The sequence below is a fragment of the Paenibacillus sp. JT31N11 genome, assembly GCF_056269285.1.
Window position 1 is genome coordinate 207,707 of sequence record NZ_JBWDNQ010000012.1, and the last position, 13,976, is coordinate 221,682.

At 50.2% G+C, this 13,976-nt stretch carries 13 protein-coding genes and 1 rRNA gene; 5 read left to right on the forward strand and 9 right to left on the reverse strand.

All coding sequences use genetic code 11. The features are described 5' to 3' along the window. Positions 1–67: 67 nt before the first annotated feature. The gene (locus AC0YNV_RS30635; RefSeq protein ID WP_475771413.1) at positions 68–955 is read left to right on the forward strand and encodes a phytanoyl-CoA dioxygenase family protein; all 888 of its coding nucleotides are present in this window, start codon (positions 68–70) and stop codon (positions 953–955) included. A gap of 233 nt (positions 956–1,188) precedes the next feature. On the opposite strand, the gene AC0YNV_RS30640 is transcribed toward AC0YNV_RS30635, so the two are convergent. Continuing rightward, positions 1,189–1,527 carry an ArsR/SmtB family transcription factor gene (locus AC0YNV_RS30640; RefSeq protein ID WP_210044927.1) on the reverse strand — a complete coding sequence of 113 codons (339 nt, stop codon included), beginning with the start codon at positions 1,525–1,527 and terminating at the stop codon, positions 1,189–1,191. 308 nt (positions 1,528–1,835) lie between these two features. Here AC0YNV_RS30640 and AC0YNV_RS30645 point away from each other — a divergent pair, with 308 nt between their 5' ends. Continuing rightward, the gene (locus AC0YNV_RS30645) at positions 1,836–3,191 is read left to right on the forward strand and encodes a glycosyltransferase family 2 protein (RefSeq protein WP_475771414.1); all 1,356 of its coding nucleotides are present in this window, start codon (positions 1,836–1,838) and stop codon (positions 3,189–3,191) included. A 137-nt stretch (positions 3,192–3,328) separates the two neighbouring features. Here the strand turns inward: AC0YNV_RS30645 and AC0YNV_RS30650 are convergent, their stop codons facing one another. From AC0YNV_RS30650 to AC0YNV_RS30685, 8 genes are all read right to left on the reverse strand, one after another. Next, positions 3,329–3,631, reverse strand: a complete 303-nt coding sequence (locus AC0YNV_RS30650) for a DUF2642 domain-containing protein (RefSeq protein WP_475771415.1) — start codon at positions 3,629–3,631, stop codon at positions 3,329–3,331. A 263-nt stretch (positions 3,632–3,894) separates the two neighbouring features. After that, positions 3,895–4,326, reverse strand: a complete 432-nt coding sequence (locus tag AC0YNV_RS30655) for a GNAT family N-acetyltransferase (RefSeq protein ID WP_475771416.1) — start codon at positions 4,324–4,326, stop codon at positions 3,895–3,897. A gap of 8 nt (positions 4,327–4,334) precedes the next feature. Next, positions 4,335–5,393: a pseudaminic acid synthase gene (gene pseI, locus AC0YNV_RS30660; RefSeq protein ID WP_475771417.1), complete on the reverse strand. Its 1,059-nt coding sequence runs from the start codon at positions 5,391–5,393 to the stop codon at positions 4,335–4,337. Further along, a complete protein-coding gene (pseG, locus tag AC0YNV_RS30665) occupies positions 5,386–6,456 on the reverse strand; it encodes a UDP-2,4-diacetamido-2,4,6-trideoxy-beta-L-altropyranose hydrolase (RefSeq protein WP_475771418.1) in 1,071 nt (356 codons plus the stop codon). Before pseG ends, pseI begins: the two co-directional genes overlap by 8 nt. A 26-nt stretch (positions 6,457–6,482) precedes the next feature. Continuing rightward, on the reverse strand, positions 6,483–7,214 hold the full coding sequence (locus AC0YNV_RS30670) for a cytidylyltransferase domain-containing protein (RefSeq protein WP_475771419.1): 732 nt from the start codon (positions 7,212–7,214) through the stop codon (positions 6,483–6,485). 17 nt (positions 7,215–7,231) lie between these two features. Continuing rightward, positions 7,232–8,407 (reverse strand): UDP-4-amino-4,6-dideoxy-N-acetyl-beta-L-altrosamine transaminase, encoded by a 1,176-nt coding sequence (gene pseC, locus AC0YNV_RS30675; RefSeq protein WP_475771429.1) that lies wholly within the window; start codon positions 8,405–8,407, stop codon positions 7,232–7,234. 41 nt (positions 8,408–8,448) lie between these two features. Then, positions 8,449–10,281 (reverse strand): capsular polysaccharide export protein, LipB/KpsS family, encoded by a 1,833-nt coding sequence (locus AC0YNV_RS30680; protein WP_475771420.1) that lies wholly within the window; start codon positions 10,279–10,281, stop codon positions 8,449–8,451. Continuing rightward, entirely contained in the window at positions 10,278–11,057 is a 780-nt protein-coding gene (locus tag AC0YNV_RS30685) for a glycosyltransferase family 2 protein (RefSeq protein ID WP_475771421.1), read from the reverse strand. The genes AC0YNV_RS30680 and AC0YNV_RS30685 overlap by 4 nt, the downstream gene beginning before the upstream one ends. 334 nt (positions 11,058–11,391) lie before the next feature. Here AC0YNV_RS30685 and AC0YNV_RS30690 point away from each other — a divergent pair, with 334 nt between their 5' ends. The 3 genes from AC0YNV_RS30690 to AC0YNV_RS30700 form a co-directional block, all read left to right on the forward strand. Next, positions 11,392–12,072 carry a Na-translocating system protein MpsC family protein gene (locus tag AC0YNV_RS30690; RefSeq protein ID WP_475771422.1) on the forward strand — a complete coding sequence of 227 codons (681 nt, stop codon included), beginning with the start codon at positions 11,392–11,394 and terminating at the stop codon, positions 12,070–12,072. 88 nt (positions 12,073–12,160) lie between these two features. After that, positions 12,161–13,414 carry a sensor histidine kinase gene (locus AC0YNV_RS30695; RefSeq protein WP_475771423.1) on the forward strand — a complete coding sequence of 418 codons (1,254 nt, stop codon included), beginning with the start codon at positions 12,161–12,163 and terminating at the stop codon, positions 13,412–13,414. Between the two features lie 452 nt (positions 13,415–13,866). Next, positions 13,867–13,976, forward strand: a 16S ribosomal RNA gene (locus tag AC0YNV_RS30700); the annotation flags it as partial.

Sequence of the window (13,976 nt, forward strand, 5' to 3'; positions counted from 1 at the left end):
CAACGTCCCTCGCATACTTGTTATGATGCCATTATAACCGCATCTTTCATGAGAAGGGGAGAAGGAAATGAAGGGACTTACCATTGATCAAATCATTCATTATCAGACAGAAGGTTATCTGATTGCCGAGGATGTGCTGACGGACGAAGACCTGCAGCCGGTTATTGACGAGCTGGAGCAGGAGATCGATAAACGGGCAAGGGCCCTGCTTGCCGAGGGGAAAATCACTGAGCTCCATGAGCATGAATCGTTCGAGCGGCGTTTTGCCCTGCTGCATGCCCAGTGCCCTGCTATCGGCAAAGGCTTTGATATCAGCGATTACCTGGGTGATGCCATCTTCCGCTTTCTCGGGAACGAACATCTGCTGAACGTTGTGGAATGCCTGCTCGGCAGCGAGCTGAGCTGCAATCCGATTCAGCATCTGCGGGCCAAGCTGCCCTGGAAGCCGAAAGCGAATGCGGAGCCGGATTACTTCCAGAATGTGCCGTGGCACCAGGATTGCGCCGTTACGAGCGAGGATTCCGATGCTTCGGAAATCATCACGTTCTGGTTGCCGCTTGTGAATGCAACCGCCGAGACGGGCTGTATGGAAGTGATGCCGGAGGTCTCCAAGCTGGGATATCTGAAGCATCGCAAAGAAGGGGGGACGACGATTGTTCCCGAGCAGCTGCCCCATGTTCAGCCGGTGCTGGCCGAATGCCGCAAGGGCAGCATTGTCATTATGAGCAAATATACCCCTCACCGCGGGACGACGAATACCTCGGATATCGTACGCTGGTCGCTTGATTTGCGCTACCACAAGCTCGGCGCGCAGTCCGGGCGCTCCATCCATCCATCCTTTGCGGTAAGAAGCGCGAAGCAGCCTGAGCTGGTGCTGACACAAGCTGATGAATGGCGTACGCTGTGGCAGGAAGCCAAGCTGCACCGGGCAGAGGGCAAGCTGCATCGGGTTTAGGGATCTGCCTTTTGCAGCTAGCGTTGAACATCCGCGACAGTAACGACAAAATCAGGCTGCCGTCAACAACGGCAGCCTGATTTGTGCGCGAAATCCGGGTAATGATTGGATTCATGCAGATGCTCGGTAAGGGAATCCCTTGTTTCGCCCTTGCCTTTTTCGCCCGAGAAGACATCGAGGAAGAAGATATGCTCCGGCGGGGTGATTTTTTGGACAACAGTTTGATCTGGAAACTAATCCTTCTCTTTGCTGTTCTTTTCCTTTTCTTGCAGTTCGCGCAGATACTCATCCAAACGGTCGAACCTTTCCTCCCAAATATGGCGGAAGGACTCCAGCCAATCGTCCAGCTCCATGAGCGATTTGGGACGCAGCTTGTAAATCCGCTTATTGGCGACCGGCTGCACCTCGACGAGTCCGGCATCGCTTAATACGCGAAGATGTTTGGATACTTGCGGCTGGTTGAGCCCAAGCCGATCGGCAATTTCCCCCACGGGGAGAGGAGCGTCGCGCAGAAGCTCGACGATGTCTAAACGGTTGGGCTCAGCAAGAGCACTGAAAGTCAATGCATTCATAGCCTCAACCCACTCTCAAACGATTTAAATGCCCAAGTATTCATTATAGCGAGGCCTAGTGTTCCAGCACAAGCTTACCGGGACTGATCGATGGAATTTATATACTAAATATACCCCTTTTGGAATATTCCTGTCAAGGAATATTAAATGGTCAAGCTTTAACCATGGCGTTTGGAAGATTGTTTATTCCCGCACTGGGTTTAGCTTTGGGTTAAAAGAAATAGTGAACCAATCTCCGCAGATAGCCATATATTAGATAAGAAAGAAGCCGCCGTTATGTCTTCTGCCATCGGAGGGAAAGTGGGACTGTGAACGTATTCATCTTAAATCCGGAAGGCCGTTCCCTTATGGCCGGAATGACAGAGGAAACGGTTATACATGAAGCGCCCTGCTGGTCCATTCATAAGATTGAAGGCCATCCCGGCGAATTCCTGAATGAAGCCATTACGTGGGATGCCGAGCCCTTTTTTCTTACTCTATTGGCAGGAGAGCGAATGGAATCCGGTTTCCGGTCGGAGCTTCAATCCTGTCTGCATGAGCTTGCCTTCCATCATGCAGGACTCTGTCTGAGCGGATACACTTCCTTAGGGCCAGGACATGACCGGCATGCAGCTTCCAGGGGACCGGTAGTTTGGCGCAAGGCTGCGGTGCTGGACGCCGGAGGCTTTGCCGCCATGGACTGGCTTCCTTTTGGCGGCTATGTACTGTATGAAATGATGCATCGCTTGTCGGCGGACTGGAGCTGGAGGGAATTCCCCGCGGCGCTATTGAGGAGCCAGCCCAACTCATATTCTCCATCCTGGAGAAAAGAGAAGGACCAGTGGCCACGCATTGCTCCGCTTCTGACAAGGGATAATTCGCCTGTCAGCCCGGTTGAGCAGGACCCCATTTTCTCTATTGTTATTTGCACATATAACAGCGCTGATTTCCTTCCCTGGTCCATCCGCAGTGTCTTTGAACAATCCTTTTCATCGTGGGAGCTGATCATCGTGGATGACGGGTCCGGCGATGCGACGGCCGAGAAGCTGGAGCCGTTTCTGGAGAATCCCCGTGTGCGGCTTTTGCGCAGCGAACATAACCAGGGCAAATCCTGCTGCCTGAACGAGGCGGCTGCAGCTGCGAGGGGGAGTTGGCTTCTGGAGCTGGATGCCGACGACTGGCTTGCTGTTGACTGTTTGCAGACCCTGGCTGCATCCATTGCGGATGCAGACGGTATAAGCGTTCTTTACGCCAACCATGATGAATGGCTGATGCGTTCCAATCAAGAGCTCCTTTTCAGCCGAACCATGTCATCCATGTCCGAGTTTGACGAGAAGCGGCTCCTGGATGAAGCAGCGCCCATTGCTCCCCGTCTCTATCGCCTGACCGCTCTAAGAGAGATCGGCGGCTGGTGGGAAGAAGGCATATTTGATGGGCGGCTTTATGAGGATTTCCAGATGCTCAGCCGCATGTCCCGTTCTTTTTCCGCCCGGCATGTCCCTGATGTTCTCTACCACCGCAGACTCCGCCATACAAGCATCACCCGCTCCAACCAGGATAATTATGCGCAATGGAGACACTGGTTTCGGTCAGCTATGGAAGAATGCGGACAAAATGGATATTCGGAATCAGCACATGAGCCTGCCCCGACACCGGGGAGTAGATGTTCTGAACCACCTGAATGATCAAGTTTCCTTCGGAAACGCCGACCAGCTTCCCTGTCAGAAATTGTCCCTCCTGAAAGCTCTCAACGTTCCGGCCGATGAAGGTTGTCATAGTTCCGGAAAAATTCATGATTAAGATCCTCTCTCCTTAATTGGAATCAGCTGAAGGAATTGATTTTTGCAATCCTGACAATTGCAGTCGCTCCGGAGGTTTCCAGAATTTCCACATAATCATCGCCAACGGCGATGAGCAGACCAGTCACGGATCCGGCAGATGTTTCGATATTAATCGTCGTGCCTATTCTGGCTATGAGCTGTTCTCTTATATCCTGATTCGTTGCCGAGAAAGCGGTGAACTCATTTTGCAATACATTCACGTCATTCCGGGTCTGGTTCACGAATGTTATTATGGACGAAACGCTTGCAGTCAGTTGCTCCAGGCCGGCCGACGAAGCCAGCACCTGCGCCTGAAGTCTTCTCAGGCTTGAATTGCAGGTTTGTTTACTTCTTTTCCTGCGCAATTTTGATTTATGGCAGCTGGAGACAATCCTTATTTTTCGATAGCCCTTTGGTTTACGGCAAGTGGAATGGAGACGTGACTTACGCAAACCCATGTTTTTCACCACTCCTTTTTGGTGGATAGTCCAGATAATGACAGAATATGCTATGGGTCATGCTCAGGGAACTCGTCTATATGAATTGGTTCATCCACCTATAAGGCATGTCAACAGCGGAATTCCATTATATAAGCATCCAGCTGGTAGCCCGCCTTGGCAAAAGCTTTTTGCGAAATGCTGTTCCCGGCTTTAATACAAGCCCGGATTGTCACGCTGCCGAAATATTTTTTGCAAACTGCCGATGCAGCCTGAATGATTGAAGGTCCATAACCCTTCCCCCGGGATGAAGGCGATAATATGATGCTGATGAGGACAAGCGACGGGGCCAGACGCTCCAGTCTGAAAGTGCCGATCGGCTCTTGTTCCTCCAAAACCATCAGAATTTTCAGATCTTCGTTCAGGAGTGCCTTCTTAAGCCAGCGTAGATGGGTCTCCCAATCCAACGGACCGCTTTCCAAGGACATTTCTCTAACCGCAGGTTCATTGCGCCAATCGAATAGCTGCTGTGCATCCTCCGCCGTCGCCTCCCGGATATCCATATACAGCTTCAGCCTCCTATTATCAGATCCCAGCTCAAAGGGGTCCCTCCATCAATATCCGCCACAGCCCTGGAATCCAGAATGAGCTCATAATATTTGGGAGGAAGGCCGTAACCCGGCCGGATTATTCTTGTATTTTGCCTGGTGAAGGCTTCCCCTTTCTTAATGTCCGCAGCCGCGTACAGGGATCTTCTGAATTGGAGCGATGCCTGCTGGGCTTCATCAGGGCCATATGCAATTTTTCCCATCGCCCGCCAGGCTTTATCCGACTCTTCAACCAGCAGCTTCATCTCGGCCGGTTCCATGGAAAAAGCCGAATCCACTCCGCCCTCCTGCCGCGACAGCGTGAAATGCTTCTCGATAACAGAGGCTCCCATCGTAATACTGGCAATGGCTACGCCCATGCCAAGCGTATGATCGGACAAGCCGACAGGGCAGTCAAACAGCTGCCGCATATGGGGAATCGTCGCAATATTGCAATGGTCGACCGGCGCCGGATAAGCGCTGGTGCATTTTAATAAAATGATTTGCCCCGAGCCCGCCTCCCTGCATGCCGTTACAGCTTCATGCAATTCAGAGACAGTGGCCATTCCGGTTGAAATAATAACGGGCTTCCCGGTCGAAGCTGCTTTGCGTATGAGCGGGAGATCCGTATTCTCGAAAGAAGCAATTTTGTAACAGGGGGCGCCAAGCGTCTCCAGAAAATCAACAGCCGTTTCATCAAACGGGGAGCTGAACACGATCAAGCCCAGCTTGCGCCCGTATTCAAAGATGGCTTGATGCCATTCCCAGGGGGTATAGGCCTGATTGTACAAATCGTATAAGGACTGACCATTCCATAAGCTCGCCTTGTCATTAATATGAAATTGGCCGGAATGAATATTCAAGGTCATCGTGTCTGCCGTGTAGGTTTGGAGCTTCAGCGCGTGCGCGCCGGACAGTGCGGCCTGTTCTACTATTTGGAGGGCGCGGTCCAGTGACTGATTATGATTGCCGGACATTTCCGCGATGATGAAGGGCTCCGCAGCAGAGCCGATTTTTCTGCCTGCGATTATGATTTCATTCATCCGTGTTCACCGCCTTATCGTTGGATAACCATGCGGGAATGAGCATGGCTGCATGCCGGTCGTAGTCTTTCATAAAGCGTCTGGCTTTGACAGACATGTCAGCAGCAATCGAAGGCTGCTCCATGACATGTCTCACCGATCGGGCGATATCGTCCTCTGTGACGTTCTCAAACCAACCAAGATGAATAACGGCTCCTGCCTGGTGCAGGAATGCTGCTGCATCCGATTGATTATGGGCCACAGTCAAACAAAGTGCCGGAAGTCCCAGATAGCACCGCTCCCATGAGGTGGTCCCCACAGCGCCTATACAAAGATCGGCCTTCTGCATCAGGCTGGCCATGTCATCGCTGTGAAGGTGTACCTGCACCTGGGGCAGATCGGCGCATAAAGACTGAATTTCCGCTTGGTACGGGTTGGCCCTGCCAAGGGCAACATCAATGTGGACAGAAGAAAATCCCGGCTGCTTGAAGGCTCTTAATACTTTACTTGTCTGATTCGTATGGTCGCTGCCTCCGAAGCTTACAAGAATACGGCGGATGCTGCCGTCCCTGACGCGGGGTATCTTGGCCGTTTCCCTGAATTCGCGCCGCAGCAGGGCATGGGAGGGGCCGAGTAAGGTCAGGCAGCCGGGAGGCACATTCGCTCTCTGTGTATGAGCTGCAGACTCATCGTAAATATTGGCATTAATAAGCAGGTCGCATGCATGCCGCCTGTGAACCCAATCATCAATGACAACCAGTTTGTTTACGAAGGGCTTGATCTTCAGCTCCCATGCAAGATCCAGATTATAATGGTCCACCAGAATCCAGTCGACGGGAGCATAAGGAGCCAGTATGGCAATGGTTTGATCCGCATCCTCCTCCCATCCTGCCGAAGCATCGAGACCGGCAAGGGAAATGACCGTGAACCCCTGCTGCGTAATAAAATGATTCAAATCAGCTGGCAATGCCCGGGTAATAAACTGGCACTGAATTCCTGAATTCCTCCACATTTCAGCCACTGTCAAGCATCTCATAATATGACCCGTTCCCATTTCAATGGAAGCATCAGCACGGATAAACATGTATCCTCACCTCCATAATGGCCTGTTTACCATTTTTTTTGATCAATATGCGAGTTTAATCGGCTCCAATCCTTGTTCTGGTCCAGAAGCTGCAGAATATCCTCCATGCCAAAAAGGGGATTTGACGGGTAGAGCGCCTCCAGAATCAGCCGAATGAGTTGAAAGTCCTCTGGCGTATCGACGGTCAGGCGATAGCGGCTCCAATCCTGCTTGTTGGTGAGCTGCAGGATTTCAAAGGAATCGGGATGCCTGTAAATGTACGGAGTAACATGCTCGCGATCCGTTTCCTCGATGGCTTCCGCATGGGCCTTGGTCAAGGCTTTCATAGAGAACACCTCTGTGTCAAGACCGCGCGGGAAGGTCCGTTGGAGAGTATTGGATACATAATCGCAGGAAGCAGGGGAGTCCAGGTAAGCTTGAATGACCCGATCGATGATGCCGGGATCGTGCAGCGGGCAATCTCCCGTAAGACGGACGACGATATCAGCGCCGCTTTGCAAAGCCGCTTCGTAATAGCGCTCCAATACATCAGATTCAGAGCCGCGGTAAAGGTTGACTCCAAGCGATTGGCATAACCCGGCAATCGGGTTATCCGCAGCTGAGACAGACGTGGCGACGATCAAATCGCTGATGAATGCCGATTCTTTCACACGCTCCAGCTGATAGCGGAGCAGGGGTTTGCCCAGTACCTCCTGTAGGACTTTTCCGGGCAGCCGGGTGGAATTCATTCTTGCCTGGACAATAGCCGCTATTTTCATAGGACCTGCTCCCCTGCTCACAATTTAGAATAATAATGCAGCACTTTTTTTAGTGCCGTGATCACGTCATTAACATCCTTTCGCGACATCATGGGAAATAAGGGTAGAGTGAGCAGCTCCTCGTACAGCTGTTCCGCTTTAGGGCAAAGGCCCGTCTCATATCCGAGCTGCTCATAGTAGGGATGCAGATAAACGGGTAAGTAATGAACATTAACGCCAATGTTTTCCTTCCATAAAGCGTCATAGATATTCCTTCGGTCCGCATTCAAGTAACGGGTATTCAAGCGTATCGTATAGAGATGCCAGGACGACAGAGTAACTGGAGACTGGGAAGGGAGGCTCAGCTCCCTCATATCCTTGAAAGCCTCCGTATATAGAGCCGCATATTCGCGGCGCAGCCCGAGAAAGCGGTCGACCTTGCGGAATTGGCTGATTCCGAGAGCGGCCTGGAAGTCAGTAAGCCGGTAATTATAGCCGAGAAACTGCATTTCGTGATACCATGCCCCGGACTGGCGCGTAAGGCTGCCGGGGTCCCTGATAATGCCGTGGCTCCTGAACTGAACCAGCTTCTCGTACAAAGCTGCATCATGGGTGGTGACGGCTCCCCCTTCGCCTGTTGTTATATGCTTGACCGGATGAAAGCTGAAGCAGGCCATATTTCCCCCGCTTCCAATTTTTTGGCTGCCGTACTCGGCCCCAAGCGCATGAGCCGCATCCTCAATCACGATCAGGCCATGCCTTGCGGCAATTTCCATAATGGCTGACAAATCAACGGGCTGGCCTGCAAAATGCACGGGCAGGATCGCTTTGGTCTTATTCGTTATTTTGCTCTCAATAGAGGCAGGGTCGATATTATAGGTGTTTTCGTCGATGTCGGCGAATACCGGACTTGCCCCGCAGTACAAGATGCAATTGGCGCTTGCAGCGAAGGTCAGGGAAGTGGTGATGACTTCATCGCCGGGGCCGATTCCCGCCACGCAGCAGGCGGCGTGGAGAGCGGCTGTTCCGCTTGAGAAGGCTACGGCATAGGGGGCGCCGACATACTCCGCCAGCATCTGTTCGAACTCCGCCACGGAGGGGCCGGTGGTGAGAAAGTCGCTTTTCAGGATGTTCATAACCGCGCGGATATCATCATTTTCAATCCACTGGCCGCCATATTTCAACAGCTTTTTTCTTACGGGCTTCCCGCCCATTATGGCTAACTTATCGATCGCAAACACATTCTTTCCACTTTTTATTTCCGGAGGAGTAAGCCCGTTGGTATCCGCTGCAGAATCCGGTCGTCGATGTGATAGACGACCTCCGCCGGAGCGTCCAAGCGAAGCAAATCCGAATCCACAAGCAGGCGCTTCAAACCTGATTCGATCTGATAGACTTCAGGCCCTGAACCTTTGATCAAGCACCCTTCTGTAGAGAACAGCTCACGGTGCGTATCGAATGGTTCTGTCCCGGGGCTGTCCGCATAAATCATTTCACCGGCAGGTATTTGCGACAGGAGCCGATCGTCGATCTGATACACATCATCCCATCTGTATCCGGATTGCTGAAATACATCGGTCGATGAGAAGGGCCGCAAACAGCCGTTCTCAATTTTGCTTGCCTTCTGACTGCCGTTCTTGACCAGCATTCCTTCCTTGACTATAGAATTGGAAGGTGAGCGTGAAGGGGGATGTCCAGATAATTCATGAAGCAGCTTCAGAAGCTCAGGTCCCGCTAATTTCAGGGGATAGGCATAATCGGCAAACTGCTTTATTTTCAATTGGAGCTGCTCCCGCAATGCTGCACTGCCGACCGCTTCCTTGATCTGACCGGCAAGACCCTCCGGTGTCAGCTGGATGAAGGGATGCATATCGTCGTAATAGCTGTACTGTTTTTCCGCATCCGGGTCCCTGAACACGATAACGGCTTTGCCGAATAACATAGCTTCCAGTCCCACCGTAGAATTTTCCATAACCACGATGTCAGTGTGGGGAATCAGGTCGTATAGATCCACTTCTGAAGGGACGATCCGGACTGTGGGGAATTCCGTTTCCAACTGCTGATATTCCGTAATCAGGCCTTTCTTCTTCTCCCAGGGATGCGGCTTGATCAAGACTTCCACATTCAGGGATTGCATGATCAGTTTTACCGACTGGGTGAATAAGGCTTTGTTCGTCTGCGGCTGCGTAATCATTAGTATTTTGGCTGTATCCGGCTTTAACGACAACGAATGGAAAATATTCAAAGCCGGCATGCGGGCCCGCGTATAAATGACATCGTAACGGGGATGCCCCACCATTTTGATTTGCTGGGGACGGGTCCCCTTGCCGGAATACCAATCCATTTCATACTGCCCGTAAACCGTCTGGACAGTCGCAAATACAGGAAGGAAGGCTTCTTCTCCCATAATGACTCCGTGCTGGAGACATACCGAGGGAACTCCCATGGATGCCCCGACCAGGCAGAGAACACGGCTTGTAAGATCCTCTGTCGTACCGACGACTGCGCAGGACACCGGAACGTTCTGGAGCATCTTTTCCACAGACGACATCGCTTTAATCATCCGCGGAATATCATCCAGCGTTCTGGTTTGAAATTGCTGGTCGCGAAAGACCGGATGATCGGCATATTGTGCAAACAGGCCGGCGCAATCCTCCGTTAATTCCCGCACTGTATCGGACACATCCGTTTCATAATGACTCAAGGTAACAACCGGAATTCCCAGATAGGGTTTGCCGCGGGATAACAGCATGGTGGTTTGCGGGTCAAAGCGCTCCAGAAAAACGCTGGGCTGAAAACGGTGATACGTTCCGTTCACGAGAATTTTCCCGCCTTCACAGGGAGTTTTCTGTTTTACGAATGGCGTTATATACCGGTCAAATAGAGGCTGAATTTCCTGGTCGTCGGTAACGGGATTTTTCAAAACGGCCTGAAACTGTGCTTCACTCATTGACCTTTTGATGTCATCGCTCAAATATTGATAGAAATTGGATAACAGTCCCAAAGGGATATGCTTATATCTGATGCTCTCAAAGGCTTCGATGAATTCGTTGAACAATGCCCAATAATGACGCAGATAGATGCTCATCCGATTTTTCCTGACTGCTGCTGCCTGAGCGACTCACGCAGCTCCCTGCAGTCTAACTGCTGGGGGAGAAGCTGAATAAATTGCGATTTTTCCCTGGAGAACAACTGGCTGTGAAAGGATCCCTCCGTCATATAGTTGTCGTCCAGCACTTCATCCAAAGGATGAAAAGGCCAATAATGATTCAATCTCCAAAAAAATCTGGCATCGCCAATCCGGTAATATTCAGGATTCTCATCCCAATAGGAGCCCCAGCGTTCATAAATCCTGGACAGGATGGAGCTGCGGTGCATAATGGAGCAATGATCCACCGCACAGGGAGCGAGCCAGGTCAGACGCCCGGCAGGCCGGAACACCGATTTGGTGATTGTGCCGTCATCTTTAATATGATTGGTAATGGATGAGGAGTAGACGATGTTCGCTTCGGGATTCTCGCTCAGGAAAGCTGTCATTTTCTCAAGTCTCTGCGGACGATAAACATTATCATCCGTAATATACGTGATATAATCTCCGGTTGACAGGTCAATTGCCTGATTGATAAGAGAAGCATACCGGATGGTAGCCGCCCTTTCGGCAATATCTTTTGTTTGACTTTTAACATAGCGGATCCGGTTGTCCTGCAGATAAGCTGCGATGACCTGATCGGTTTCCTCATTTGAATTGTCATCCATTAAAAGGAGTTCGAAATCCGCGTGGGACTGACCAAGAATGCCTTCGATGGCTTTTCCGACAAAGGCCGGTTTGTTATAGCTTGTCATGATAACTGAAACTTTGCTCAAATGAAGTCTCCTTTCTATGATTAGTTCTTTTTCATATGAAACTTCCAATCTGGTGAAGCTGGCTGTAAGATGCTTGCACGATCCTTCAGTTTATTCAGTTTTCCCTTATTTGGTTACAGGGACAAGGGGATATGGGATAGTGTCAAGCCGTAACTTCCAAATTTAAAAACGTGAACCTATCAATTTTTAGTAGAAACAAAGAATCTGCCATGAACGCTCGCGCGGAACAGATATCCGGACAGGGCCAAAATGACGGATCTGGTTGTCAGCCCATTAATGATGTATACTGAATGATGGCACGGGGCATAAGTCTGGAGCTAAAGGACGGGTATTCTTGGAAGAAAAAGAGATATCAAGCCAATTATCAAGTTTTATCAGCAAGCTGCTGCGGGATCGCTTTGGCAAAGGACCGGAATCCATCCATATCTCTTATGATTCACGGTGCATTACCATGCATCTTCGCAATTTTATCGGACCGGTCGAGAAGCTGATGCTTCATCAGCAGAAGGAAGAGGCCTTTCGGGACACGCGCAAGCTGGTAATGGATTCGATAATCCCCGATTTGAATGAATATATTAAGGTCACGCTTCATCGGGAAATTGAGGATTTTTTTTATGACTGGGATTTGGAGCATCACTCGGGAATTATGGTGGGATTGTTTTCCGGTGAAAAAAATAATGAAGATGACAGCTACGAAGGCAAAGATGCAATTCATGAAAGAGTGGGGCATATAACCCAAATTTGCGAGAAAATTCCGGACCGCATCCATTCTTACTGGACGAATTCCCGGACGCTGATCATCATCCGCTATGGATTGCTGATCAAGATCGAGAAGCAGCTGCTGGATTTAGGTTATGAAGCAACGCTTCGGATATCCAAACGCGTACTGGAGAAGCATCACTTTGCCCATGACGTGGATATGAAGCAAATTCTCGGGAAAACCGTTGAAGGCTTGTTCCTCGATTGGAAATTTGAGAGGGACAAAAGCATTCTTGTGTATACATTTAAAAATTAAATACGTGGTCAAATTGACAAGATATATTTTTCATATACGCTAGTCAGGAGCCAAAGAAAAGCGGGATCGCTTTCTTTGGCTTTTTTTTGTGCTTCGGCCAACATTAAAGAAGGCAGGTGACGAATTGGATTATCGTGGACTGGATGAGACAGTAGAACAAGTATGGAGGACCATGAATCAATTACTCCAGGCAAGCACGTTTTACTTGGCGGCAAGCGACAAGGTATCGACGATCATGCTGAAAGTCCACAACCGCAAGGAAGCTCTGCTGGATGAAGGTGTAATTCTGCCTTATGAGCACTCCTATTGCTCGCTTCTTATAGAAGGGAGCATGGAGGCACTGATAATCGGGAATGTATCTGAGCATCACTTGACGTCCGCCAAGCCGTTGACTACTGCGCTGAAGAACTGCTCCTTCATAGGTGTGCCTGTTACACTCGGCGACGGCCGCATATTCGGCACGTTGTGCGCATTGGACGACAGCTCCTCCCGTGTTTTTGATGACAAGGATGCAGTGCTGTTAAGCTCCATGTCCGCGTTGATTGGCTATGCTGTGGAATGGGATCTCTTGCAGGGAGAATTGCAGCTAATGAAGGAACTGGCAGCGAGGGCACGGGAAAGCGTTGAACAGGCAAATGCGGAAAAAAGCCTTTACCTGAAAATGATCAGCCATGGCATCCGCACGCCCCTGAATGGAGTGATCGGAATGACCAGCCTCCTGCAGGATACGGATCTGTCGGAAGAGCAGCAGGATTATGCCAGAATCGTTCAACTCGGCGGCGAAGAGCTGATGGTCTTTCTGAACGATGTGGTGGATCTTGCGGAGATCGAAGCAGGTACCATGCTGCTGGACCATCTTCCTTTCGACCTGTATGGCTGTGTCGATGACATTATGGACAGGTTTGCCGGTCAATTGACGGGCAACGGGATAAGGTTGGAGAGCAGAATTAGCCCGCACATGCCTGCTGCCCTTTTCGGGGATCAGGCGCGGATCTGCCAGATCCTGGTCATGGCGGTGGGAAATGCGCTTAAATATACGACCAAGGGCATAATCTCACTATCGATCGAACCCGGTGAGTCAAACGTTAGCGAGCATGAGATGGAACTGCTTATTAGGGTAGGAGGAACACATACCCGGATTCCAACTGAGAAAATAGAGCTGCTGATGCATAATTTCGCAGCACTGAGCTTTTCACATCGAGGCACCGATCAGGCAGCACTGGGACTAGAATGGGTTATTTCCAGACGATTGGTGGAGATGATGAATGGCCGCATATGGGTCGATATTTCGGAAGAGCAGGGGACGACACTCTATTTTTCCATAAAAGTAGATACCAGCTAATGCTTCTTCATAAGCGGAAAGCTGCTAGGTAAAATTCCATCTATATCCGGCAGCATCTGGCCTGTCTATACCTGTCTATAATAGAAGAGGATTCGTGACAGTGGTGAACGCCTGCTCCTATCTCTTGCCCTGAATCTGATATATAAGCTCATACGATTCGGTCCTGTGCAAATACATGGCGACCTTTTCGTCTACAGCTTCTTGTCATAATAGCCATTCCCATGGAATTTCTTATTCCGCAGGCAACTGTGGAAAGAAGGAATTTTAATGAAAATTTCAATTTATTGAAAAAAGGGGTTGCATATATTTCTGGGCCATGGTATATTCTTATTCCGGCCGCTAAAACGGCAGGCAGCAAGATAGAATTTGTTCTTTGAAAACTGAACAACGAGCGATCTGCCCTTTCACTTTTTTAAGTGAAAGAATAGCAATACTAGTACGTAATGAGTCATTTTATGGAGAGTTTGATCCTGGCTCAGGACGAACGCTGGCGGCGTGCCTAATACATGCAAGTCGAGCGGATTTCGTTGAAAGCTTGCTTTCAACGGGGTTAGCGGCGGAC